24 protein-coding genes and 3 pseudogenes are annotated in these 25,014 nt (G+C 41.9%); 13 read left to right on the top strand and 14 right to left on the bottom strand.

Annotated features, from left to right (window positions below; genetic code table 11):
- Positions 1-8 precede the first annotated feature (8 nt).
- The 3 genes from METMK1DRAFT_RS03000 to METMK1DRAFT_RS16070 form a co-directional block, all read right to left on the bottom strand.
- On the bottom strand, positions 9-542 hold the full coding sequence (locus tag METMK1DRAFT_RS03000) for an adenosylcobinamide amidohydrolase (protein WP_009070714.1): 534 nt from the start codon (positions 540-542) through the stop codon (positions 9-11).
- Positions 543-697: 155 nt separating this feature from the next.
- On the bottom strand, positions 698-2,050 hold the full coding sequence (gene merA, locus METMK1DRAFT_RS02995) for a mercury(II) reductase (protein ID WP_009070713.1): 1,353 nt from the start codon (positions 2,048-2,050) through the stop codon (positions 698-700).
- A gap of 9 nt (positions 2,051-2,059) precedes the next feature.
- Positions 2,060-2,236: a transcriptional regulator gene (locus METMK1DRAFT_RS16070; protein ID WP_009070711.1), complete on the bottom strand. Its 177-nt coding sequence runs from the start codon at positions 2,234-2,236 to the stop codon at positions 2,060-2,062.
- A 97-nt stretch (positions 2,237-2,333) separates the two neighbouring features.
- On the opposite strand from METMK1DRAFT_RS16070, the gene METMK1DRAFT_RS02990 reads away from it, so the two are divergent.
- Positions 2,334-2,690, top strand: coding sequence for an ArsR/SmtB family transcription factor (locus METMK1DRAFT_RS02990; protein WP_009070709.1), 357 nt, complete (start codon positions 2,334-2,336; stop codon positions 2,688-2,690).
- Between the two features lie 155 nt (positions 2,691-2,845).
- On the opposite strand, the gene METMK1DRAFT_RS02985 is transcribed toward METMK1DRAFT_RS02990, so the two are convergent.
- From METMK1DRAFT_RS02985 to METMK1DRAFT_RS02965, 6 genes are all read right to left on the bottom strand, one after another.
- On the bottom strand, positions 2,846-3,268 hold the full coding sequence (locus METMK1DRAFT_RS02985; protein ID WP_009070706.1) for a hypothetical protein: 423 nt from the start codon (positions 3,266-3,268) through the stop codon (positions 2,846-2,848).
- Positions 3,269-3,441: 173 nt separating this feature from the next.
- Positions 3,442-3,984 carry a TorD/DmsD family molecular chaperone gene (locus tag METMK1DRAFT_RS02980; protein ID WP_009070704.1) on the bottom strand — a complete coding sequence of 181 codons (543 nt, stop codon included), beginning with the start codon at positions 3,982-3,984 and terminating at the stop codon, positions 3,442-3,444.
- The gene (locus tag METMK1DRAFT_RS02975; protein ID WP_009070702.1) at positions 3,981-5,348 is read right to left on the bottom strand and encodes a 4Fe-4S dicluster domain-containing protein; all 1,368 of its coding nucleotides are present in this window, start codon (positions 5,346-5,348) and stop codon (positions 3,981-3,983) included. The genes METMK1DRAFT_RS02980 and METMK1DRAFT_RS02975 overlap by 4 nt, the downstream gene beginning before the upstream one ends.
- A gap of 6 nt (positions 5,349-5,354) precedes the next feature.
- Positions 5,355-6,650 carry an NrfD/PsrC family molybdoenzyme membrane anchor subunit gene (gene nrfD, locus METMK1DRAFT_RS02970; RefSeq protein WP_009070701.1) on the bottom strand — a complete coding sequence of 432 codons (1,296 nt, stop codon included), beginning with the start codon at positions 6,648-6,650 and terminating at the stop codon, positions 5,355-5,357.
- Positions 6,647-7,333 (bottom strand): 4Fe-4S dicluster domain-containing protein, encoded by a 687-nt coding sequence (locus METMK1DRAFT_RS16065; RefSeq protein WP_009070699.1) that lies wholly within the window; start codon positions 7,331-7,333, stop codon positions 6,647-6,649. The genes nrfD and METMK1DRAFT_RS16065 overlap by 4 nt, the downstream gene beginning before the upstream one ends.
- A 6-nt stretch (positions 7,334-7,339) precedes the next feature.
- Positions 7,340-10,492 carry a molybdopterin-dependent oxidoreductase gene (locus METMK1DRAFT_RS02965; protein WP_009070696.1) on the bottom strand — a complete coding sequence of 1,051 codons (3,153 nt, stop codon included), beginning with the start codon at positions 10,490-10,492 and terminating at the stop codon, positions 7,340-7,342.
- A 275-nt stretch (positions 10,493-10,767) separates the two neighbouring features.
- On the opposite strand from METMK1DRAFT_RS02965, the gene METMK1DRAFT_RS02960 reads away from it, so the two are divergent.
- The 8 genes and pseudogenes from METMK1DRAFT_RS02960 (at position 10,768) to METMK1DRAFT_RS02925 (ending at position 16,973) form a co-directional block, all read left to right on the top strand.
- Complete coding sequence (locus tag METMK1DRAFT_RS02960) at positions 10,768-12,654, top strand: 4Fe-4S binding protein (protein WP_009070691.1); 1,887 nt, start codon at positions 10,768-10,770, stop codon at positions 12,652-12,654.
- A 22-nt stretch (positions 12,655-12,676) separates the two neighbouring features.
- A pseudogene (locus tag METMK1DRAFT_RS02955) lies at positions 12,677-12,961 on the top strand (DUF973 family protein); the annotation flags it as partial.
- A gap of 332 nt (positions 12,962-13,293) precedes the next feature.
- Positions 13,294-13,473, top strand: coding sequence for a ribbon-helix-helix domain-containing protein (locus METMK1DRAFT_RS02950; protein WP_009070685.1), 180 nt, complete (start codon positions 13,294-13,296; stop codon positions 13,471-13,473).
- A gap of 54 nt (positions 13,474-13,527) precedes the next feature.
- Positions 13,528-14,181, top strand: a complete 654-nt coding sequence (gene cas4 / locus METMK1DRAFT_RS02945; protein ID WP_009070684.1) for a CRISPR-associated protein Cas4 — start codon at positions 13,528-13,530, stop codon at positions 14,179-14,181.
- Positions 14,159-14,551: a hypothetical protein gene (locus METMK1DRAFT_RS02940; protein ID WP_009070682.1), complete on the top strand. Its 393-nt coding sequence runs from the start codon at positions 14,159-14,161 to the stop codon at positions 14,549-14,551. The genes cas4 and METMK1DRAFT_RS02940 overlap by 23 nt, the downstream gene beginning before the upstream one ends.
- Positions 14,539-14,850 carry a hypothetical protein gene (locus tag METMK1DRAFT_RS02935; RefSeq protein ID WP_009070680.1) on the top strand — a complete coding sequence of 104 codons (312 nt, stop codon included), beginning with the start codon at positions 14,539-14,541 and terminating at the stop codon, positions 14,848-14,850. Before METMK1DRAFT_RS02940 ends, METMK1DRAFT_RS02935 begins: the two co-directional genes overlap by 13 nt.
- Positions 14,851-15,380: 530 nt before the next feature.
- Entirely contained in the window at positions 15,381-16,340 is a 960-nt protein-coding gene (locus tag METMK1DRAFT_RS18785; RefSeq protein ID WP_009070678.1) for a hypothetical protein, read from the top strand.
- Positions 16,341-16,346: 6 nt separating this feature from the next.
- Entirely contained in the window at positions 16,347-16,973 is a 627-nt protein-coding gene (locus METMK1DRAFT_RS02925) for a hypothetical protein (protein ID WP_009070675.1), read from the top strand.
- A 294-nt stretch (positions 16,974-17,267) separates the two neighbouring features.
- On the opposite strand, the gene METMK1DRAFT_RS02920 is transcribed toward METMK1DRAFT_RS02925, so the two are convergent.
- Complete coding sequence (locus tag METMK1DRAFT_RS02920) at positions 17,268-17,954, bottom strand: DUF981 family protein (RefSeq protein WP_048087570.1); 687 nt, start codon at positions 17,952-17,954, stop codon at positions 17,268-17,270.
- A gap of 273 nt (positions 17,955-18,227) precedes the next feature.
- Here METMK1DRAFT_RS02920 and METMK1DRAFT_RS17260 point away from each other — a divergent pair, with 273 nt between their 5' ends.
- The gene (locus METMK1DRAFT_RS17260) at positions 18,228-18,383 is read left to right on the top strand and encodes a hypothetical protein (protein ID WP_155812269.1); all 156 of its coding nucleotides are present in this window, start codon (positions 18,228-18,230) and stop codon (positions 18,381-18,383) included.
- 23 nt (positions 18,384-18,406) lie between these two features.
- Here the strand turns inward: METMK1DRAFT_RS17260 and METMK1DRAFT_RS02910 are convergent, their stop codons facing one another.
- Positions 18,407-19,219 carry a class I SAM-dependent methyltransferase gene (locus METMK1DRAFT_RS02910; RefSeq protein ID WP_009070671.1) on the bottom strand — a complete coding sequence of 271 codons (813 nt, stop codon included), beginning with the start codon at positions 19,217-19,219 and terminating at the stop codon, positions 18,407-18,409.
- A gap of 207 nt (positions 19,220-19,426) precedes the next feature.
- Between METMK1DRAFT_RS02910 and METMK1DRAFT_RS02905 the strand changes: the two are divergent.
- From METMK1DRAFT_RS02905 to METMK1DRAFT_RS02895, 3 genes and pseudogenes are all read left to right on the top strand, one after another.
- A pseudogene (locus METMK1DRAFT_RS02905) lies at positions 19,427-19,774 on the top strand (helix-turn-helix domain-containing protein); the annotation flags it as partial.
- A gap of 712 nt (positions 19,775-20,486) precedes the next feature.
- Positions 20,487-21,263, top strand: coding sequence for a PD-(D/E)XK nuclease family protein (locus METMK1DRAFT_RS02900; RefSeq protein ID WP_009070667.1), 777 nt, complete (start codon positions 20,487-20,489; stop codon positions 21,261-21,263).
- Positions 21,264-21,364: 101 nt separating this feature from the next.
- A complete protein-coding gene (locus METMK1DRAFT_RS02895) occupies positions 21,365-23,173 on the top strand; it encodes a glycoside hydrolase family 15 protein (protein ID WP_009070664.1) in 1,809 nt (602 codons plus the stop codon).
- Positions 23,174-23,546: 373 nt separating this feature from the next.
- Here the strand turns inward: METMK1DRAFT_RS02895 and METMK1DRAFT_RS02890 are convergent, their stop codons facing one another.
- The 3 genes and pseudogenes from METMK1DRAFT_RS02890 to METMK1DRAFT_RS18780 all read right to left on the bottom strand — a co-directional run.
- Positions 23,547-23,891 carry a hypothetical protein gene (locus METMK1DRAFT_RS02890; RefSeq protein ID WP_009070660.1) on the bottom strand — a complete coding sequence of 115 codons (345 nt, stop codon included), beginning with the start codon at positions 23,889-23,891 and terminating at the stop codon, positions 23,547-23,549.
- Complete coding sequence (locus METMK1DRAFT_RS02885) at positions 23,891-24,592, bottom strand: sulfocyanin-like copper-binding protein (RefSeq protein WP_172634106.1); 702 nt, start codon at positions 24,590-24,592, stop codon at positions 23,891-23,893. The genes METMK1DRAFT_RS02890 and METMK1DRAFT_RS02885 overlap by 1 nt, the downstream gene beginning before the upstream one ends.
- A 109-nt stretch (positions 24,593-24,701) precedes the next feature.
- Positions 24,702-24,952: pseudogene (locus METMK1DRAFT_RS18780) on the bottom strand (IS256 family transposase); the annotation flags it as partial.
- Positions 24,953-25,014: the final 62 nt, after the last annotated feature.

Below are 25,014 nucleotides of genomic sequence, written 5' to 3'. Positions count from 1 at the left end.
ACCTGGGTTTAACTCTCCCCCAACATCTCCCTCAAGACCAGCCTAACGTCCCTGGCCACTCTCCTCCCTAGATCGGTTCCGGGTCCAGCGAATGAGGTCTCACCCACCTTGGAACCCACAGCTACGGCGTCGCTCACCGTGCCTGTCAACTCGTATCCCAAATCCCTCAGTGCACCGGACTTGGCCTCCGTCACGGTCCTAACCAAGTCTACGAGGCCGTTCATGTTTAGACCTTCATGAACGAAGGTCCCCACGTTTATGGTGCAACCCGCGTCTTCCCCACTCTCCCCTATTCCGGCACTCACCACCAGTTTACCCCAATCCGTCTCCCTCATAACGTAAGACCTGGCTGCTGTCATGAAGATGACCGAGTCCCGGTTACTGCCTAGGATTGAAAGGACGTCCCTCCAAGGATCCTGAGAGCAATAGTTTTTATCTACGAAGAGAATTGAAACCCTCCTCACGTAACTTATCCCTTCGGGGAAGAGCGACGAAGCTAAGGTGAGGAACTCTCCGCCCAGCCAGTAGCTAACCCAGTGCACTATTGGTACTAGAGGACTAAAGTTAAATTTCTTTCAGGAGTGGTCGTCAACCCTCGGTGAAGTCCTCTTCAGAACCTTCCACACCACGCAACTGACGAGTTCCAGGGAAACCGCAACGAGGAGTTAGGCGAGGTTAACCTCACCAGCGTCACGGTCTACACGCAGCAACTCATCTTTTTCACGTCGCCGAGGAAGGACAGTGCAGCCAACCTGAGGGACTCTCCCATTGTTGGGAAAACGTGAACCGTATCTATGAAGTCGTAGATACTAGCCCTCATCTTTAAGGCCAATGCGGCCTCGTTTATCACCTCCGCTGCGTTCTCTCCCATCATGTGGACTCCGAGGATCTTCCTGTCCTCCTTTCCAACTATCATCTTTATGAATCCCTTGGTTTCGCCCAAGATCCTGGCCTTGGCAACGTCCTCCATCATCACTATCCTGCTCTCTACCTCCCTCGCCTTGGAGGCCTCTCTCTCGGTTAACCCTACGCTGGCCAGGTTGGGTTGGGTGAAGACCACCTGAGGCACACTGAACATGTCTACATTCCTGTGAGCGTTCAGTAGAGCATTTTCAGCCGCGACCGTGCCCTGCTTTCCGGCGAGTGCCTCAAGCATCTTACCCCCTATCACGTCCCCTGCCGCGAATATGTTGGGGTTCGTAGTCCTGAGCTCTCCATCAACCTTTATTCCTCCCCTCTCGTTCAGGGCGACCTTAGCAGCCTCCAAGTTCAGGTTGACGTTGGGGGCCCTCCCGGTAGCCATGAGTATCTCATCAACTTCCACCTCTCCTACGTCAGTTACCACAACCTTACCCTCTCCCTTTCTGACCTCCTTGAGCCTAACTCCTGTGATCACGTTCACTCCCTCCTCTTCCAGCACTCTTCTGACCTCCACTGAGATCTCTGGCTCCCAATCCGGAAGGAGCACTGGGCTCCTCTGAAGTACTACTACCTCCACCCCCAATCTCCTGTACATCTGCGCGAACTCCAGTGCCAAAGCCCTCCCTCCCACCACCGCCAGCGACTCTATCCTCTTGTTGGGTGAGAGGGCCTCCACGTTGGTCCAGAATCCCACTTCCTTGAGTCCAGGTACCTCCGGCACGTGTGGTGAGGAACCAGTGGCCACGATGAACTTTTTGGACTCAATTATCCTACCGCCCACCTTGATGCCGTTCGGGGAGACGAACCTGGCCTGTCCCTCCACCAACTCCACGTCGTAAGCGGATAGCACATCCTCATATTTCACCTTCCTTAGTTCAGTCACCAACCTGTCCTTGTCCTGGAAGGACTCAAAGAATGGAGGGTAACATCCCCTCAGGCAATATCTCCTCCCTAAGCTGTAGACCTCACCGATCCTCAGCATCCTCTTTGACGGGACACAACCCACGTTGACACAAGTTCCACCTATCGGGCCCTCACCGACCAACGTGGGTTTCACACCCAACTCGTTGGCCTTTATCAGGGCGGCGAAACCTGCAGCGCCGTAGCCTATTATCACCAATTCCCTCATTTCCTTCACCTAGCAGCAGGAGGGATGTCCAGATCCTTCAAACTCATCTGCACAATGGGAACAACAGAAGTAATGGGTCACTCCGTTGATCTCCCTGCTGTAGACGTGTCCCGCTGAAAGGGGAGCACCACAGTTTTCACACTTGTCGACCTGCCTTTGGAGGTTCAACCTCATGTTCAGCTTCATGTTCTCACTAGTTATTGGAGTGAGAAGCTAATAAAATTTTCTCATATGAATATATGTTCATATAATCCTTATAAGGGAAGAGTCACTACTTAAAATTATGAGTCAACAAACCGAGAGAGTAAACAACGAACCCTTACTAACCGAGCTGGAGTCCTTCTTCTCTGCCCTGGCTGACAGGACTAGACTGGAGATAGTCCTCTTGCTCCTCAGGAAGGAGGGGGCATCGGTACAGGACATGGTTAAGGAGTTAGGAAAGTCGCAGTCCCTCATATCACATCACCTCTCCTGTCTGAGGAACTGCGGAATAGTGAAGATGGAAAAGAGGGGAAAGTTCTCCGTTTACACTCTCAACGGGGAGACCGTGAAGGACATCATGCGGACTGCCATAGACCACGTGGGAGCTCACAGTAAGTCCATATTGGCGTGCGATGTAATCAGAGAGGAGGGGAGTTGAGGTCTTGTAGATCCTTGTGGGATACTTCAATTTTATCGAAGAGAACGTGAAACTTACTTTTAATCTGACGTTAGATTTTGAATTTATGAAAGCCTAATAGGCTTAACTAAGAAAATTGAACAGTCCCACAAAGCGTCATGAAGACACTTCTGTGGTCAGCAGTTATTAGATTTCGCCTCGACTTCAAGGCTACACCTAACGAGAAATCCCATAACTGCTGTGTGGTGACGGGGACAAGGGGACCTTAAGGTTCTGAGACCATCTACCTTTATCGTAGGTGGATCTGCAGTTTGATTTATAACTTTCAAGGCTAGAGCAGTAAAATCAGTTCCGTAATAACCTCCGAATCCCCAAAAGCTACCGTAATCGAATAATCCATATTTCTGCATTAATACCTTTCCGCTTATAACTTCACCTCCCGTAAATAATACAGTACCGTTTTCGGTCTCAACTACTGATGGAACTGGAGGTAAATGCGTTAACGTATAACCAGCTAATGCAATGTAAACTACGTATACAAGGACTGTCGCGACTAATACTAAGTTTGACCAAACGTCGCCCCTAATTCTTTTGACCATATTTTACTCCTCAAAGATAATAAAATGAAATTTCTTGATATATCCTAAACCCCTAATAGCTTAGGCGTACTAAGAAATAAAGTGCAATATCGTTTAAATAGGATTTTTTAAATCTTGCAAAAAGGTAAATAATCAAAGATAAAAATTTATTATATATTTAAAAGAAAATAGAACTATCTATTGACTACAAAGATAGTTTGTATTGCGTAATCTAAGAATTGCTCAAGCGCTATGCCTAACAGTTTTGTATACTCCCCTTTACTGTTTGCTAGAATATCCTCAATTAATTTGGGAACCCAGCTTACTATATGTTCTTTTATAAACTTTTTAGCTTCGTCTTCTTGTTCTACGAACAAGAGAAATGATACGAATTCCAATTCCGTAGATATGTGATCAGCTAGTTGTTTCTTTGGATAAATACCATATTTGATGTACTCTTCTAATACTCTTTGTGCTGAAATGCCATACACAGTTCTCTCCCTATACCACGATTCGTAAGGTGGGCACTTAACGTGTTTGTAATCATTTATAAAACATGAAGTGAATTCCGTAGCTACCTTATCATAGTTAGTTTCTGTCAATTGAATTATTTGCTTTAATGTATTGTAATATGGCTTATCCTTTATCTCCTCCATAAGCCCTTTAACGTCTTTAATATATCTCGGGCTCAGAAATAAAAAGGAAAAGATCTTGAAATCCGTAGAGAGAGACTTCATCTTAGATCACCTCTAGGTTTAAATCTTGCATTAAATGAAAATTGTTTCTGAAACGCGTACTCTGCCCTATGCTTAGGGCATCTCTCCAACCATTCATCTTCACAAGAAGCCCCCTTTTCAATCATTATTTTCTTAACATGATTAAGACTTTTCCTCGAACCTATTGGTGCTCCACAAACTCTGCATCTCACTAATTCATCGCCCACTAATTTCCTTACCTCTTTGTTAACGCTTTTACTCTTTTCCACCTTAATAACCTTAGTAAGAGATGCTATATTTGGAGGAATCTCACTTGTTTTACCTTCTTCTAATTTGCACGATTCTGGGCAAACATTGACACACACATTACAGCCTATACATCTCTTGGGATCAAAGTTTATTTCTTCCACTCCACTATTCCTTCTGAGCTTTAGTGCTGATGTGGGGCACCAATTAACGCAGCTTTCGCATAAAGTACATCTGTTATTATCAATACTCACATCAAATAATATGTATGGCAATTCATCACTTATGTTCCTTCTAGCCTCAGCCCTATTGTAAAATGACTGTGGAGTAGTATTTACTTCCTTTGTTTCTTTTGCCTCAATTTTTTCAGATGGGGAATAAAAGCTGATTCCTCCTATTCTCTCGTTATATTCCTTGATCACTTCAATGAAATGCTTTAGATTATCTTGAAATTCACACCCTGGACATTCAAAGGTTAAATTCCCACTGCTTTTCAATAATACTATATCTACCTCCGATAGCATTGCTAAACAAGGTATCTTGACTCCTCTATTTTTAGTATTTTTATAGCATGTAATCCTCTTTTCCCCTTTTACCTTTGCTAATTCAAAAATCGAATTTTGAGAAAGTGATGGAAATTGTATAGCACTAACTGGGCATGAAGCTACGCATAGACCACAAGATGTACATTTTATGTAATCAATATTTACTCCAGTTTTCTTATCAACTTTAATAGCGTTGTAAGGACATGAAAACTCACATACATTACATGCCTTATATAAGCCATTACAATATTCGCTAAGGTAAATTGGCTTGTCAACCTTTTTAGCCTTTTTTACTTCTCCGCGTAAAAGACTTCGTCTATCAATGGATTTTATCTCTTCAACTGGAGCTAAATCTGCTAGCCAAGCGTTTTCTAGAACTACTTTGTTGTATTCTACCTCTTCCTTACTACTATCCTTGCCAACTATTCTTACCAGCAAGGGGTTTAGCTCTAGATCTTCTGAAATTTTTTCCCTATCAATTCCATCTCCTATAACGACTAAGGCTTTGGTATTAATGTTTTCCTTTTTCAACTCAGATGAGGGCAAAACATCTACTCGGTATTTAATAAGGGGTGAATAAAAAAGGGATGTCATATGACTTCACTTGAATATAAGGTGTCTTGGCTTTTCATCTTCTTCTAATGGTAATAGTATTACGCCCAATGTGTAAATCCCAAGTAATAGTAGTACTGAGCCAATGAAGAACACTATATCGTAGAACGATATATTAAATGGCAGGTGCGTCCACGATGGACCGTTATTGAAAATGCTGCGCAATTCGTAAACCCAGTTGGAATTTGATGGAGATATTGGTGAGACTGAATAATACCACGTTATTGATTGAGGTATGATATCAGCAATCGTAATTATCGAGAACATTCCAAGTAATGTGAATATCGAAGATGTTACTAACATATGGCTACTTCCCCTCTTATATACAAGCCCGTAAAGGATTATTGGAATTATCACACCAACTAGTACTCCACCTATTAGAAAGACTACACTATATGGCCCAGAAATCATAAGCTCTGCCCAAGCTGAAGTTTGCTGATTCGTTGCTGTTAACCATAACCACCACAGTAGTGAAAAACCTACTGCTATCGTAGCTAATACACCGTCTCTTCCTAGTATTTTATACATTTCATGTATACTCAAACTATTTGGATCTTCTTTAACTTTTCTAAATCTATTATATAACGGAGTCATAAATGATAACATCGCAATACCGGAATAGAATGATAATATGACGAATAACATTGACATGAATGGACCGAACTCGTAGACCCATGTTGATAAGTAGCCGAATACTGAGCCTAAGTTCGCATCCAGTATTAACTCCATTAGTATTGCATAGCCAACTATTAATATCAATACTGATTTAGATGATAGCCAAGCCAAGAGTCTACTAATAGGGTCCTTATATTCCCTTCTCTTCTCCCCTATTAATGCTAGTATTTCTAGAATTATACCAATACCCACAAGTGCGTACAATAAACCGTTCCAAGCTATTCTTGAGGTATCTCTAAAGCTCGTGTAAATATAGACAGCTTCTCCAGGCTTATAAGTTGATGCAAAGACCATAATCCAGCCCGGTATTAGTACAGTTAGTGCTATCCACTCGTTTCTTAATGAGATATTCTTAAACGGATTCTTTTCTGGATGATTCTTATTAAACAGTTCATATAGTGAATTGTAAGTGCTAACGCCAGTACCTATAACTCCGAAAAACATATAGCCAATTACTAAAAGTCCCCAAGGTATTGGCTCGTCATTAGGCTCAATAAATGTCACTAGGCCATTAGCCCATGACATGGGATTAAAGCTCATACCGTAAAGTAATATCCCTCCTCCAATTATTATGAATATTATAGTCCAAGCTAATAGGAATTTATTCATGAGTTACCACCTCCTCCCCTACCCAACTGCCTATTAAACACGTAAAAAACTTTAGGTTGAACGTTTAATTCCGGATTCAACACTACTGCTTGCCCAGTATTAACTAATATACTAACCTCACTATTAGGATCATCAAGACACCCAAATACTCTGGCATGACCCGGACAAGTTCTTACACATGCAGGAGTATAAGTGCCTTCTGGGGCTGTACCGTAGCAGAAAGTACATTTATCTACGTGAGGAACCACGTGAATTGAATTCAATCCAAAATACTCCTTGGACTTCTCAATATCCTCGTAAGTGTAGAAGTATCTAGCACCATATGGACATGCCTCAACACAGTAAAGACATCCCATACATTTATACTCGTCAACCACTACAATACCTCCAGCAACAATTTGGGTAGCGCCAGTTGGACATACATAATAACATGGCGGGTTTTCACATTGCATACACAATCTAGGTACGAAGACTCTCTGAGTGTTGGGATATTCTCCTAATTCTAGATCTTCAACATGAGTTCTAAATAGACCTCGCCAGAATGGCGTTTGATTCTCTATTGTACACGCAGCAACACAAGCATCACAGCCTAGACATTGGTCTACCTTAACCACGAATCCCCAGTGTTTACAAGCTTGAGTATTCCCAAATTGTATATATGGGTTTGAAACTTGTGTGGACATGAGGGATCACCCTAATGTGGAAACATTACCGTATGAGACGTATTGTTGCCAATCATTTTGAGAAGCGGAATTGTTAGGAGTGGTAACTTTAGCCTGCTGTGAAGGTAATGTGTCTGGAGTTTGCACACTTGCCAATTGTGTTGCAGCTTGAATCTCATCAGACGTCGCTTTTCTAACCCTAACAGTGAATTGCTCATTCATGTGATAACCACCTAAAGGATTTCTACCTGGTGCCCACATTACTGATACTGGCTGATTGCCAAACTCGTTTACAGCTTTGGTTGCAGTAGTTAATGCTGGGTTCCTTTGACCAAAAGGCTCTGGTACTCCTATTGTATCTGGTCTTATCCACTGAGTCAAATGGGCCCTAACAATTAGTTTAGGTATGCTACCATCTGGGTTTGGTAATTTCCATCTTTCGATAGCGATCCAATCTCCTTCGTTAATTCCTAATTGTGCTGCAGTAGTTGGATTTATCCAAGCCCTCATTAAGATATCTTTATGATAACTATTAGAAGTAATAGCCATCAACAGCGGATTGTCAGCGCTAGACGTGTAAGCGAATTGTGGGATCTTATACTCTATGAAGAAGAGTTCTGGTGGTGTTGGTTTAAACGTTGGATAGTTATATGGTGTTGGTGGTGAGAGATAAACGCCATCTTCAACTGCATAACCTCCATTCCAATTTGGTGGTATTTCAGCTATTATTGGATCCCATACTGGGTCATATCCATAATTCTGTATAACGTAATAGTATAATATAGTTGAATATATCTCAATTCTACCAGTTGGAGTTGCAGCTGGTAAGTCCCATGGTATTCTTTCATGGTTTGCAAAATAATCATCAACAGTCTTAATTACAATCACACCATTATTTCTTAAGGTTTGCAATATTTGCTCTTTAGGCATGTTTAGTTCCTCTGACAATACGCTAAGTTGAGCCTCTCTCCACGCTTTAGCTGTGAAACTACCCCATGGTGGATAACCGTTATTCTTCATTAAATATTGTTGATAATTGGGCATCTCTTGTTGTATAACTGACTTTAATATATCTAAAGGTACCCCAGCGAACCTAGCCATCCATTGTATATAGGCGTCTCCAGCTTGTGGATTTAACATGTACGCAAACATTATGAATAAATCCAAACCATTTGCGGTATTAGGCCATAACACTGGTATTGTTTGCCATCTGCCCCTAATTGCCCTATCCATGGCTGGGCCATCATCCCAGAAGAATTCATCTCTTTCTAGATAAGTTACATCCGGTAAAATCACATCTGCATATAAACTAGCCTCTGTCGGTAGTATATCTATCATAATGTAGAATGTGGTCTCCAACACTTGTTTATACTCATCCCATTTGAAGTTAAATGGTGAACCTCCATAGGACATTGCAACTTTAGGTTTATAGGGTTGGCCATTCCAAGTAACTTGTCCCTTAATTGCGGCATATGATCCCGATTCTTCAAATAACGTATAAGCTCCAGCTGGTTTCTTCCCTTGTTGCTTTAGAACTTGATTATAGGCATAGCTAAGTGCTGGAACACCAGTTATCCAGAATGAAGGGTTGTTATAAACATATATGATAGGAAACATGGCGAAGAAAGCTCCTGGTAATTCATTGACTGGTAGTTGTTCCAATACCTCAGGCCTTTGTAATAATATACCAGGCTTCGTCTTCCCACTACTGACCATGTTATTATAAGCATTTACCACTTTCTTAATACCTTCTCTATAAACTGCAGAGTACACCCAACCTCCTCTAATGTCTATGTTACCAGTTAACGCCATTATAGTTGCGTAAGCTTTTCTAAATTGTACAGCTTGATCGTTGAAGAAACCTTTTAACCCGGTAATTATCGTCATTGGTTTCATTGTTGCAATTCTAAATGCTAACTCTTGAAGTTGTGATAGGGGAACGTCTGCAACTTGAGCCGCGTATTCGAGCGTATAATTACTAACTTTTTGTGCTAGGAATTGGAATACTGTTTGTACTTGTTTACCATTATAAGTTAAACCTTGAGGAGCGTTTAATGCTGGCTTGATAAAATTACCATTAACGTCGTATTTATTAGTATTTGTAAACGGTGGTACCTCTATAATTTGCCCACTTATCTCATCGTAAACGTAATATGCCTTTACAGTACCATCATCATAATCTTCCTCTAGTAATTTAACAACATCGTTTTCTTTATAGGCTAAGAAGGGAGCATTAGTGTAATACCTTACAAACTCGTCATCATAATAGTTATTTTGGATTAAGTAGTTAATAATAGCCATGGCAATATAAAGATCAGAACCAGGTTTTGCTGGAATCCATAGATTAGCCTTAGATGCGGCTTCAGACATCCTGGGATCGATTGCTATAACATACGCACCGTTTTCTATACCTTTTGCATACCTTATTGCCCTATTTACGAATATTCCTGCAGGGATTCCACTGGTACCCCACGCAACTATTAAAGAAGAATACGTCATATCATCCATCATATCAGTGGCATGTAGATCGAATCCACCTATTACGAAACCTATTGGCACTTGATCACTAAATAAGCACGTTTGCATCGGAGTACCATTTATATTAGGTATTTGTGTACCTAGAGTAAACGGAATGAAATAGGGCTTATAATTTGCACATGGTATTCCACCACCAATTAAAAGGAATTCGTATGGTTGTGGATTCAATTGTTTTATGTTCTGCATTATGTAATTAATTGCCTCCTCCCAAGTGGCCTCTCTAAAACTCCAAGTACCTTTTGGACCAGTTCTAATTAGTGGTGTCTTAAGCCTATCTACATTGTAAGTTCTGAAAATCCCAGCTCTTCCTCTAGGGCAAACTTTACCCTCATTTAGAGGTGAAAGGGGATTACCATCGATTTCGAGAGCTCTCATATAACCATTTTTATATTCAGTTTCCACTAAAATGTCACAAGTTGACGAACAAAACGCGCATATACTGGGTACATAGGAATACTGCCAACCCGGTTGTAACTCTTCATCATTTACGGCATCCCGTGTGACGAATATGTTAAAATTATATTTTGATGCAAAATAACCAAGCCCCATTACAAGACCGGCTGCGGCAGAAGCTTTCAAGAAGTCCCTTCTATTCAGTCTAAGACCTTTATTTTCTACCATTATGTTACTATCGTAGTTCATACTTAAAAATTTTTAGAAAAAATGAGAAAAACGATAATTACAATAATTAAATAAGACCATTAGATCGAAAATTCTTAAAAAATTGAATTATCCATATAAATTAAATTTCATATAAAAGATTAAATTGATCAGACGTCATTAATGTAGGAAATTTAATTCATACATTAGATTTATTTTGATGCTAAATTGCTTAAAAGTGAAAAATAGTACTATAATATTATTTTTCCAATGTTATTTCAAGTAAAACTTAAATTTTTGAAACTTGAATAGACCATATGGAATATGAGACTATACTCAAGTTGTTCTCTCTTGTTTACATTATTATAATGATGACAATTGATTTTTGGATATTTGGTTTGATTTTAAGAAGAGAATACGTAAGGGTTAAGGGTTTGTTAATAATTCTTTCGATAGTATTGATGATGGGTTTGGAAAGTTTAGCGTTAGCTCAGCTTAATGTATTACTTTTCATATCTGGAATGCTTCTAGTATTGATACCTCTGTTTATATCATTCCTAATAAAGGACCATAGTATTAACGTTAATAGAAATTGGAAATATGGGTTATTATTATCATCGGTTATAGTTTTCGATGAGTTAGCAATGGGTTATCTTTATGGTAATTACTTCACTCCCTTACCTAATCCTTTACTTACCGCGATTAATAATCCAGCCTATGGTGCCATGATGTTAGGTGATGCGATTTTCTTCCTCTATATATTGAGGAGAAGAAGCATTATGGAGTTCGCTATAACCACATTTGCCATTTCCATGGCTTTCATGCCCTCCCTTTATTTGATGGATAGAATGCTTGAGTTCATAATGTCAATTTTGACCTCACTTTTTATGATAGTAAACATCGTGTTGTTATACTTAACAGAAATGAGAATGTTAACATTTCAAGGACAATTAGTTGCGATCTCTCTATCCTTGTTCAATCTCCTAATGATGCTCGGTTTAACCTTTTTTGCTTCACTTAGCAACTTATATTTCCTTACCCTATCTATGATTGCGTCAATGGTTTGGTACTTCTTTTTGATATTTTACAATGTTCCTGCTAAGAAAATCTCACCTAAACCTTTCCTCTTCCTTGTATTAGTAAACTTAACAGAATTGGCAATGGGTTTTGGAGAGAGTGTATTAGGGTTTAATCTGACTAACTCACTCTTCGTTAATACGATGAACTGCGAGATGATGATAGGTTCACATATGATGAGATCGCCTTTCAATAATCCGTTTTGGTGGTTATTCCCAATTAATCCTTTAACAATGATTACTATGACAATAATGAAGTACAATTTACTTGGTAAACTAGTGATGGTACCATTCATGACTATAATGACAACTACCATGGCCCCATTTTACGTAATAATGATGGGCGCTGAGATGAGTTATTTAGTTTATGAGAGGTTTAAGAAAGTTAAGACAAGATATTTAAAGGCGTGGACTTTAGGTATTCTAACCGGGATACCAATATTCGTAGTTTTGATCCCTTACTATACAAACTATTATATTTTCGGAATGAGTGGTATGATATTTCCCGTGACTTTAGCACCTTTCGTAATTTCCCTAGTCGTTATTGCATTATTTTCAACATTATTTGGCAGGGGTGTTTATTGTAACCTTGTTTGTATGTCCGCTCACATGTGGTCTAATGTGTTCTATGAACAATTTTCAGCTAAGAAAAACAGTAAGTTTTGGGACTACTTGAGGTGGATTTTTCTCGTGCCATTGATCATCGCATTTTACCTTTTCGTGATGATGGGTTTAGGGAAAATTAAGCTTCCTATTAATCCCTTAGACTTTTACGGTATGTTTACGTTAAACTACATATGGTGGTTCTTTTACTTTTTAACTCCAATTTTTGGAATATATTCATGTGCTAGGCAAGGCTGGTGTGGTTTCGGCACTTTCAATGGAATATTTAACAAGGTGTTGTTTAAGATTAGGGCCAAAGACGTTAACACTTGCAAAGAATGCGTTAGTAAGGAATGTGATACTTCTTGCCCAGTTAAGATACCTATTAGTAACGATATTTTGAAAAAAGGTTATTCTAATAGGATAAGTTGTATTGTATGTGCTAGGTGTGTCGATGCTTGCGATAATGTTGAAATTGTTAATGTTGTAACTATTCTGAAAAATAGAGAAAGTAAAAATTTTTAAATTAGTAATTAGAATATCTTATATGTCACAACAGAATACGGAATTGGAAGGAATAGGAAAATTAAGGAGCGGCTCCCTCTTTATGATACTTGCCGTGTTACTTGCCGCAATAGGAATTCTAGTAATTATATCTGCAGGTATGCTCGGTGGTATGTTTTCCGCTGCGAGCGGTAACGTTAGCGGAGTAATCGCCAGTGGTATTGGCCTTTTAGTAGGAATTGCTATAGTAATACTAATTGGCGCTATTATAGGGCTAATAGGTATATTGAGAATAAGGAGTGGTTTCGGTATTTTGAAAAGCCTAGGTCTTCCTTTATTGCCTTAACCCATTCTTCCACGTTCATTTTTGCTCATTAATATTCTTCTTACAGAATTTTATAAGATTTAGCTCTATATTCGGCTCTATCACAGAGTATTACAAAAAATTAATGGGTAAGAATCACGTATTGTTTTAGGTCTTCCATCTGAATGACCTTAATTTCCAGTGGAGACAAGAGCAAAAAATCTCTTCAGATAGGGAAAAACTACATTCCTGGGCATACAGTTTTAAGGCAAAAATTATATAAAAAAATCATACTAAAAAATAGAATAGAATGGAATTTAAAGTAAGACTGAGATATGTTTAACTGAGTGTCAAACATGTCCGAAAGAGTAAGGAAGAAAAATGGTGTAAGACCCAATATAACAAACATAACCGTGTACTTAGATAGGGAAGACGCTAAAAAACTAGGACAATTAGCTAAGGAACAAGGTTTGCCAGGTAAAAGCACACTGATAAGACAATTAATAAAGCATTACCTAAAACGCCATTCATCATGAGTTCAGCCTAAGCGGTTCAATCACAAGTCAAGAAAAAGTATGGGGGGTACAGCCATGGATAATTCTAACTCTATCTTAAAAAATCTTTCCCTCACACAAACGCTCTTCAAAAGGCGTTTTAACGACAAAAAGAACCATGAGAAGAAGGACAGTAATACTATCTACGTTACAGACCTACTATATTGCCCGTTAAAGCCAAGGCTTAGGGAACAGTTTAAGGAACTAACGTTAGCTGAGGCTTACAATCCTTCAACACTACAAGGTTCATTAATTCATGAAAGCGTAGAGAGGATACTAATAGAAGAGTTAAACGCTGAGGTAGAAGTTCCGGTTACAAAGGAATTAACGATTGATGGCGAGGTTTACAAACTGGTAGGAAGGGTTGACGCAATAAAGGATAACGTGATTATTGAAATAAAGACATCAAAGACTGACGTAGGGATACCGAGGGAAGAACACGTACTCCAACTTATGATTTACATAACCATGCTGAAAGCCCAATACGGCATTTTACTCTACATAACACCGGATAGGGTTACGGAATTTCACGTAGATTACGGTATGTCGGATGATAAGCTGATAGAACTAGTACAAGACTACGTTTACACGAGACGAATACCAAGACACGATTGGGAGTGTAAGTATTGCGTATACGCTAAGGTTTGCCCTCATAAGGTGAGCGTTAATGAAGGTAAAGACGCAAGTTAAGGCTAAGGTAACAAATGGGGATTACAAGAGCCTAACCATAAACGGCATTCACATAACGATAGGCGGCGATAATGCCTACCTTAACGATATCGAGATTCCTAAGAAGATCGCGGAATATGTAATAGATCACGTAAAGGCTGATACAACACCAGAACTTCACTTATACTACGTAGAGTATGGGGCAAACCTCACCTTAGAGATAGAGGATTATGGAATAACGATCACGCAGAGAGGGAAGGAACTCCTAACGATCCTATTCAAAGGGAATAACGCGTTACTTCTCACTCCTAAGCATTCACACAAGGTAAGGAACGCTGAGGGATTGAGGAGAATACTAAGGCGTGAGGTCATTGTCCTATGCGTGAAATAACTCAACTCCTAATACCTGGAGTGACGTTACAGAGGACGGATAAGAGGACTACAGTTAAGGGAAAGCCCTATAACTACGTTCAGTACTACGTTTACGTTCCAAAGAAGTTTGAGGCTCTTGTTAAGGATAAAGAATGGTTAGTTACCGTCATCTTAGATGACCAAGAAATTCCAATAGGCTTAAAGAGACCTACTAGGCATAACAAACACTACATAATAACCTTACCAAGTAACTTAGCAGTATATTGGGAAAAGTACGTTTACAGAGAGGTTACGATACTTTTAGAGAGACCGGGTTAAGGTATGTACTCTTTTTCCTCTCCTTCTTCTGTTGATTCTTGGATTATTTCACGTCTGAAAAGGGAAGATGCAGTTCCACTTACTATTATGAGTATGGAGTATGCTAGAGAGAGAAACATTAAACCACAATCAGCCCGGAAAGTCCTTGAAAAGCGTTTAAAGATACTAACAGAGCAAGGCATAGTAGAACGCTTAAGCACTTATCCGGTCTCCTATAAGCTAAAGAAACTCCTTAAAAGTTTCCTTTCACCTTCTAGTAAAAATTTTAGGCTTAACGATGGCTTTGACTCGAGAGTTTAAATAATCGCAATTCCAAAACTTTAGGAAATTCCGCAAATCACAAACAAAAATTACAAGAACTACGGAAAAAAGGGCTAAGAGTAATTACCCTGGCTAACGCTTTCAGACAGAAAGGACTACTTACAGCTCAGCATAAAGTCTCCATTCGCCCTGGCACTAGAGAGCATTCAGATATCGCTTTTCTATACAAGGAGAACGTAAAGGAGTGGGATCGTAGTGTGATGGTTTTCATGAATGATGATGAGGAGTTTATGATCATGAACGTTAGGACTAGGTTTAACGATAAAAAGAAGGCGTTTATGAACTTAATTAAGAGTAGTACGGCGTTAGATAACGCATTTAAGAAGTACAAGAACGCGATCATGATTACGCTTACAATACCTCACATATTCCCCTTAGTATATCCAATAAAGCAAAATGGAAAAATTATCGGCTTTATTCCCTTACAAGACTCTATACTAACTCAGCTTAAGGCAAACATGATGGCATGGATAAGGAAGATGTGGAAAAAAGAAGACATTAAGGTCTTCACGGCTTATGAGTATCACACTGACTATACCCTTCACCTTCACATACTCATATTTGGGATTCCCTACTTGATAGATTGGAATATGAAGTACGGAAGGAAGAAGGAAGACGCTCTCTCTTACTATTCCCAGAAGTACAATATTCCCTTATCAAACGCGAAAAAGACGCTTATTACTAAATATGTATTTACGGCGTTACTTGACATGTGGTTACAGAAGATTCTAGTTAGGTTTGACTCAGTACTTCATATGAATTTACACCAGGCTTACCTGGAGTATAAGAGAAAGGAGAAGATACAAGGACCGATTAATGAGATTCATAGGATAAAGAACGGGAAGTGGAAAAATAAACCGCCAAAGGATTCAGTGATAGAGTATAGTTCTGGGGCATGTTATAGGAAAGTCCTTTCCCCAAAGCAATACGTGTTAAAATACGTCACAAAGATGGCTTACGCAATAGCCCAAGGAGGAAATGTTGAGGAGAAAGACCAGGCTAAGATTTTCGGTTATTGGCTCTTTGGGAAACGCTTTAATTCTTATTCTCCTTCCTTACTTCCAAAGAAGAAGGAAGTTAAAATCCCCTATTGGCATTTTGTAGGAGTATTTAATCAACTTGATATACCAGATTACGTGACGGATAACCTAATTCTCGATTTGACGTGAGGAAACATGATAATAGGGATTGGTAAAAGTCCTTTGTCGTATTTCGTGTGGAAGTATATGAGTGAGTATGTCTGTAACCCCCTTTATCCTTACCCTCTTTTTTATGACGCTAAGGGAGACCTTTTAACGAGTAAGTTGGCTTACATAGGTTATTTGAGGAAACTACAAGTTAAGAGGAATGAAGTTAGGATAGCAGTATATCCCGATTACGTTTTACCGCATAAAGCCCGTGTGAATTTATCGCCTTTAAATTCGATTGAGTTTGTAGTTCCCATTCACTCCTTAGAAAACGACATGGTAATAGTTGAAGAGTTGAAGAGTTTGGGCTTTAAGGTCTATTATGGTTATGCCTCAGATTCCCGCTATAGGTCTTACACACTTAACGATTTTCTTAGAGCAGTAAAAGGAAGGAAGTGGTATTTGGGTGTTTCAACAAGACATGAACTTGAAGAGGCTTTACGCTATGATTTTGATGGAATTGATATAACTGGTTACGTACTTGGAAGAAATAAAGATAGAAAGAATTCCTCATTATTAAAAGAGAGAGTTAAAGAGTTGATTATAAAGGTTAAGCAAAAGCGGATTACTGATTTCACTGTATTCCACATAGCAGAGGTAAGGAAGGGATTGTAAAGGAAGGCATATTATACGGCATTATCAAACGCAAGAGATGACGTTTTCATATACGCGTTAGCGGAATATTTTATAAAGACGGTATACGTGCAATTATGCTAACGTGCAACAATTATGCATAGCATATTTCGTTAACATGCAACTATATAATCCCTTAAGAGGGGTGCCCGTGGTGGAATTAGAAGTAATTAAAGAAGGTAAGTTACGCCACGGGTAAACACGGTTTAGATGTAATTAAAAATAATTTAACCGTAGAAGGGTACCCACTTGGCCCAAGATGTAATTAAAAATAATTTAACCGTAGAAGGGTACCCACTTGGCCCAACCTGCTGTGTGCTCGAAGGCAGCAGCTCCACCTATGTAAAACGCGAGTATCCCCGCTGTGACCAGGAAGATCAGGGACAACATGCCAGCCACCCTACCCACGCTTCCCCTGAAGTTGAAGGCTATGGGAGAGAACCACAATGCAATGGCTATGCTCAGATAAAGTGCTACCGCAGCTGCTGGCTCAAGGGTGAGGCCGAAGGAGCCTATATCAGCACCGTAAACTGCAACGATGATTCCTAGTAAGGCCAGGGGTATGGTGACGTACTTTAAGTCCATCCTTGCGTAGGAGGCTAGTCCCACCATGAGGCTAGCGAGCCCAAATATGGGCCACGCGTCGGAGAACACTATGTTATAAGGTCCGGGTAGTGGCCACGTGAAGGAGGCCCAAAGTCCGCTGACCAAGGCGTAGACTCCGATGAAGATGTAAAACGGACTCAACATCCTGTTGATCTCGTTCACCTTTTCTTGCATCTCCGCCTGGACATCAGGGGCATTACCGCCAGTGGGAGCCATCATGGTACGTACTGGGGAGACCTTAGCCAGGTCTGCCTTCACGGTTCTAACAGTGTTCACGTACACCGTAAACGCTGAGACGAACATGGTCACTCCAAGCGTCATCAACCATATGTCCAGTTGATCTATGAATAGGACCATTTTCAACACCAAGATACCATCGAAAATCATAGTTATAAATAACATGTACCGAAACGTCCTAAAGTGTTCCGCTCCGTTAAAGGTAATATGAGGATGTACGAAAATATTCGTAAGTGTGGTAGTAAGGAGGATTTAGAGTTATGTGCGACCCTTAGAGAAGGTTCACGAGGTTCTACCTTCTCTCGCGGTCTATTGATGAAGGAGAAAACTCAGCTGGCGGAGATGGATAGCCTACCGTGTTTAAATGCCCCATTTCGATCTTAAGTGAAGCTGATGACGCTTCTCCCTGCTTCGATTGAGGTTGATGGGACTGGACTGGAAGGATCTCCCTACGTCATGTTTACAAAAGACCGAAAGTCTCGCCCCTTAAGAGGGGTGCCCATGGCGGAATTAGAAGTGATTAAAGAAGGTAAGTTACGCCACGGGTAAACATGAACCTTAGGGTCTCTCTGCTAGCGACCCTTTCGCTTCTTCCCCACAGCTATATAGACCGAACCCAATGTCTTAACCCTGAACTCTTTAAGTTCCAAGTTTCTCTCGAACATTCTCCTGACCTGTGAATTTGTGGGTATCCTCCTATAAATGTAATAGATATATCTATAATCTTGGACCTTCGCGCCAACCAGTGATGCCAGCCAAGGTTGGATGTGGGCTAAGTAGAAACCTACATAAGCTCTAAACAATGAGTTATCGGACTTTCCCATGGCTATGACCCCTATGACGTCCTTGGAGACTCTGACCATCTCCTTTATGACCTCCTCAATCTCGTCGGCCGCGTGGAGGGCAAAGCTACTCATCACTGCGTCGAAGGCGTCTCCCCTGAAAGGCATGTTGTAGAACGAAGCCAATATCCTGTCTCCATCCACCATGGCCTGGTAGAGCATGTTCTCTGCGTAGTCCATCATGACCAGTTGGACTGGAAGGATCCTCTTAATGAGCAGTGAAAGCTCGCCCTTCCCGCTAGCCACATCCAGGACTATGTTGAACTTTTCCGCATACCTCACCGTTGCCTTTATCAGCTCCACTCTCCACTTCACGTCCTGGAAGAAGGATATCAGGGCGTTAGCCCTATCATAAAACTTCGGAATGTCGTTGTAAACATTACGTAATTCCTCGTCCGTAGCCCCTGAGTACGACACCGGCTTCTGGGAGGAAGGCTCCGCAGATACGTGGATGTGCCCGGACTTGTCCTGTTTCCCATAGGCATAGATCGGGTTGAAGGAGGAGTCTGGGAGGGATGGCGTGTCTTTCCTGAGCATCGTCATTCTACAGCCACGCAATTACCTGGAAATGAAGACTAAAACATTAATGTATAAGCAGTTATGGGGTTTTCCCTGGGTATAGTCCTGGAATCGGGGCGAAATCTAACAACTGCTAAATTGATGTCACGCTCTGTGGATCAGTTCTTGTCGTTGCCAACAGTTTCCGATAAACCGTAAAGTTTATATTATTTCAACGTAAATTTCTATACAATGCTAAGACCTAAAGAAGTCCGCCAACGCTTAGGAATATCCTATGCAACACTGAGAGAATACGTAAAGAAGGGTTATATTAAACCCGTCATCCTCTAGAGCGGGAAGTGGAGGTTCAGGGAGGACGTGGAAAAGTTGATGGGAATTGTGAGGAGGAAAGTGGTATTATACGCTAGAGTGTCAAACACACAAAAGCATGATTTAGTAAACTAAGTGAAGTACCTCGAGGAGAACGTTAAGGACTACGACCAAGTCATCACTGACGTGGGATCTGGGTTGAACGTGAAGAGGAAGGGGTTCCTAAAGTTATTGAGGATGATACTAAACAACGAGATTTCGAAAGTCATAACCCTGCTAACGGGCGGAGGGGTAACGGGTTTCCCCGCGACTCCGGTGAAGCCCAAGGGCTGAGGATTGGATACAAATTCATGAAATTTAATGAGACCCAAACCCCGTCGCAGATCGAGTTGCAGCCCACTGTGCAAACGGTATCGTAACAATGACATGATAAGTAAGGGAAAATCTAGTTCAGGAATCGTTCTCTACGCGTCGAATCACAGATATCGAAGATCATGATTGCAAATCTGTTTCTGTTCAGATCACGGTGGTTATTGGATTTCACCTTGATTACAGGGCCATATTAGAGGTAGGTCCCAAAACCGCTGTTAAACAGAAAAATTCAACAGTGCGAGGTTGAAAGATCAAGAAAGATAAATTAACAATTTAAAACAAATAAAGAGAAATAGTCAGGATAAGGAGATTTGCGTTTACCCGTGGCGGAATTAAAAGTGATTAAAAGTAAGGAGAAGTTACGCCATGGGTAAACACAAGATCTGGTAGTAGTTATTTGACTTTCCCTTAACTGACGTTCTGTTATCAAGGGAAATCTAATAACTACTAATCTGGATCCATAAAGGGAAACATGCATCAGGGAGGGAAACTCTAACTCATTCCGAGGGGAGACGTCCCTCTGAATAAGATGATTATATGTTAGATAACTCGTTGGGAAGTAATCTCTTGAAAGCCAAATCTTAAATCATTAAAATACAACTTCAGGCATGTGAGTCTCGAGGAAGAAATCAAGAAAGTTCTGCTTAATAATCCTTCGATCTTAGTTGACGTTCTGACCGCTAAACCTGAAATAATTTATCAGGCATTATCAAAACTTACCCCATGGCAGAATCTAGCGACTAAGCAGGACATTGAGGAACTTAAAAGAGACTTGGCCACAAAGGAAGACGTAAAAAGAGTTCGTCAGGAGCTCGACGACATCAGGAAAGTCATGGCCACAAAGGACGACCTGAAGAGTCTTGCCACGAAGCAGGAGCTCGACGACATCAGGAAAGTCATGGCCACAAAGGACGACCTGAAGAGTCTTGCCACGAAGCAGGAGCTCGACGACATCAGGAAAGTCATGGCCACAAAGGACGACATCAGGAAGCTCGACATTACGATCACCGGCCTCGGTGCAAGATGGGGTATCATGAATGAAGACGCATTTAGAGAAGGAGTTAGGGAACTTCTAAAGGACGCGGGTTGGAAGGTCTCCAGGGAAGTCCTCTACGATAAGGAAGGTTATGTCTACGGTGAGCCCTCGGATGTTGAATATGACGTGGTGATTAGGGACGGCGTGGTTACACTGATAGAGATAACTTCATCCTTGAAGAGGGGAGACCTACCGGTAATAAGGAAGAAGAGGGAGCTATACGAGAAGGTCAAGAACGTCAAAGTTAACCTGGTTTACCTGATAACTCCGTTCATACACGACAGATATCCAGAAAGAGTGAAGGCGATGGCCAGGGACATGCAAATAGAGGTTGTTTATCCTACACCCTGACCCCGATAAAAATTGGTAAAGATTGTCGCCAAACATCTCTATCTGAATTCACTCCCGTACATGCAAAATGTTCAAGAGTTTGTCTGCACATAATATAACTTATGACAAGATACGTGATCTCTGGAAACGGTAAGCTTACGGTATTATACGATTCCCACTTCGTCTTGAGGGAGTTGTACTATCCTTTGGCGGTGGACAACCACCTACACCAGGGGAGGACTGGCCTCTGGGTCGATGGAAAGTTCAGTTGGTTCGATAACCTCGACGTCAAGACGAATTATGTGAGGGACTCCCTCTCCTCCTGGGCGGAGGTCGAGTTTCAGGGCATTAAGGTCAAGATCACTGACACGGTCGACATGGCGTACGAGGTCTTAGCTAGGGAGATCGCACTCACGAACGTAGGTAATAAAGACGTCAGAATCTTCTTCCACTGGGACTTTCACGTCAACGGAAACGATGTGGGAGATACGGCACTCTTCGACCCGCTGACCGCATCCATGATGCATTACAAGAGGGACAAGTGGTTCATGTTCAAGTGTGACGTTCCGTTCTATCAGTACGCTACAGGGTACAAGGAGATGGGAAGATTCGTGGGCACATGGAAGGATGCAGAGGACGGGGAGCTCTCCGGGAATCCCATAGCTCAAGGCTCTGTGGACTCGGTGGCGGGGGTGAGGCTCAACAGTTCCTCAGTTTTCCATTGTTGGTTGGTATGCGGGAGCAGCTACAACGACGTGCTTAACAGGAACTCCTATGTCAATAGGAAGACGCCCAGGGAGTTGATAAGGAGAACTGACAACTTCTGGAAGGCATGGCTCGTGAAGGCCTCCGATTACGACGAGGTCGTCAAGAGGAGTGCCCTCATTATTATGGCCCACTGGCAAAACAACGGAGCTATACCGGCTGCGCTAGATACAGACATCATGAGATTCAATAAGGACACCTACAATTACGTGTGGCACAGGGACTCCGCCTTTGCAGCCATAGCGTTAACTTTATTGGGTTACCAGGAACCTGTTAGGAACCTCTTCAACTTCACTAAGCCACTCCTCTTCAACGGATGCCTGTTTCAGAAGTATACCTGTGATGGTCACTGGGGCTCTACGTGGCACCCGTGGAGTACCAAGACCATATCTATCCAGGAAGACGAGACTGCCCTCATGCTCTACACTGCATGGCATCACTTCTCCAAGTTCAAAGACGTCGACTTCATAAAGGGATTCTACGCTCCGTCCATAAAGAGGGCAGCCGACTTCCTCGTGACGTATAGAGACGAGGGGACAGGATTGCCCCTACCCTCCTATGATCTATGGGAGGAGAGGTTGGGGACGCATTTCTTCACCTCGTTGACAGTCTATATAGGGTTGGTCTCAGCAGCTAAGTTTGCCGAGTTCTTCGGAGAGGAGAATCTAAGGGATAAATACATGAGTTCAGCAAACGAGGTCAAGGAGGGACTGTCCAAATTTTACGTGAACGATCACTTCGCCAGGACCATATACGAAGACGGAAGCGTGGATAAGACGGTGGACGCAAGTAGTCTGTTCGCTTCCATATTGGGCGTCTTCGATCCCAAGGATCCTAGAGTTATTAGTAATAGGAGTGTGGTAGAGGAGAGGCTCTCTGTAGGGGGAGGAATAGCCAGGTACGAGAACGATATGTACTTGAGGACCGACAGCCAACCTAATGCGTGGTTCATAACCACCCTGTGGTTAGCTCAGCAGTACAGCCTAGAGGGGAATAAGGAGAGGGCCAAAGGGTACCTCGATTGGGTAGTGTCCAAGATGTTTCCCACTGGGGTGATACCAGAACAAGTCTCTCCTGGAGGACAATATCCCTCAGTCTCGCCGTTGGTATGGAGTCACGCTGAACTGATTAGGACCTACTACCTTCAGGCAACCGGAAAGCTATAGTAAGTGGTGCCAGAATCTGCTCTATGGACCACATCGATTTTATTGGGGACAACGTGAAACCTACTTTTAATCAGACAGGATTTTGAATTTAAGAAAACTCACTGGACTTAACGTCTGGGAAATTGAACAGTTCCACAATGTAACCAGTACCTCACCTCTTATAGCCACAAGTGGGTCATGCTGGAGGTTAAGGTCTTCTGGACTCCTGGAAAGTCGTACCTCTTCTCTGGACTTTTAGGTATCCATTTCAAATTCTCTAGCTTCGTCTTAAGTAATAAGAGTGAGTCGTACGACGTTAAAATTTCCGTGAAATTCATCAAATTACAGGATTAATATAAGAAGCGATTTTGCTCAGAATCTCTAAATTATCCCTCTATCTCTTAGAGAGTGCCAACACTCCCGCCAATATGAGCAATACCAAAGATATTCCGAAGAACCCAAAGAGAATGGGAATGGATAACACTCCCGCCAATATGAGCAATATTCCAGCAGCTGTCCTGTCTTGAACTAGGGAGCCTACGAGACCAAGTAATATGGCCGGTATACCTATGAAGAGAATTGGGAAGACCAGTGGGTGTCCGTAGTATCCTCCCATCATACCCATCATGGGATATCCGGTCCCTCCATACATACCGTAGGGGGCGAACGTCAAAGGAATGATGATAGCCACGACCTGAAGAAGGGACCCGACTAATCCTAATACCTGGTATGTTTCCATTATTCCACCACCAACTCACCGTACATTCCAATCTGGGCATGGCCTGGATAAGTGCATAGGTACCAGTATTGACCCTCAGGAAGCGAGGATACATCGTACTGAAAGGAATAAGCCTGACCCTCATAGACTTCAGGACTCGTGAAGTAATGGGCAGGAGGAAGTAGGGGCATCATGGAGATCCCTCCTCCCATCATCGTGTTCATCATGACGTTGTAGGGGTATGGTGGGGGTGTTGTGACCATTACGAAGTTGTGATACATGTTGTCATCAAGGTTTATAACTGTCACGTGGACTTCAGCCCCTGCGGGTAGTACAACGGTCGGGTCTATGAGCTCCCCTATTACGAAAACGTCTCCCCGCGCATAATATGGGGGTTCATGACCAGTGAGATTCTCGGCCCTCCCTGCTCCCATGGTGAACACAACTAGGTTCACGTAAGTAGAGTTGGAAACTATAGTATTATTGGGGAACTCCCTAGCGTTCGGTAGTGAAGCCTCGATCATCTTCACGGCCTCATTTAGGCTCAAACCCGCGATCTTATTACGAGGTTGTTGGATGCCGTTTCCCATCATTCCCATACCGTAACCTCCGTGATATTCACCCAGATTATATTGATAGTTGGGAAAGGCGACTGCGCCGAGATAGTATGCCGCCAGGACACTGCCGACAATTAAAGATACTATGAGAATAATTATTGGCATTAACTTAACCATAGAAGTACTTCAGTGGAGCTAGGCTATAAACGGGTGATTCAGGGCTCCTTTGCAAATTGTAATATATCTCTCGGTTTAGACTTATTCAATGAAGGAATTACTGAATATATTTGATCATATCACGAAGAAATAAGGGTTCTTGTAATATTATTACAATGATGAGATGATAGGTCGAGAGGTTGTAGTTGAGGGCTATGGCCCGGGCGGTCCTCCAGGGGGAGTGGCACTTCCCGAACTCTCCAGGAGGGAGTTGAAGGACTCGGCCAGGTTGTTTGACCTGAGGAGGGGCCTCCCTGGGGGCGAGGAGGTAGGAGGGGGGGAGCCACGGGTGGGGACGGACTCGGCGAAGGTTTCGCGTGTAAGCCGACTATCGGAACTACCACGGGAGCCACGGGTGGGGACGGACTCGG

The organism is Metallosphaera yellowstonensis MK1, from assembly GCF_000243315.1.
Taxonomy (GTDB): domain Archaea; phylum Thermoproteota; class Thermoprotei_A; order Sulfolobales; family Sulfolobaceae; genus Metallosphaera; species Metallosphaera yellowstonensis.
Note: the sequence above shows the minus strand (reverse complement) of the source record. Positions and strands in the feature narration are given on the sequence as shown.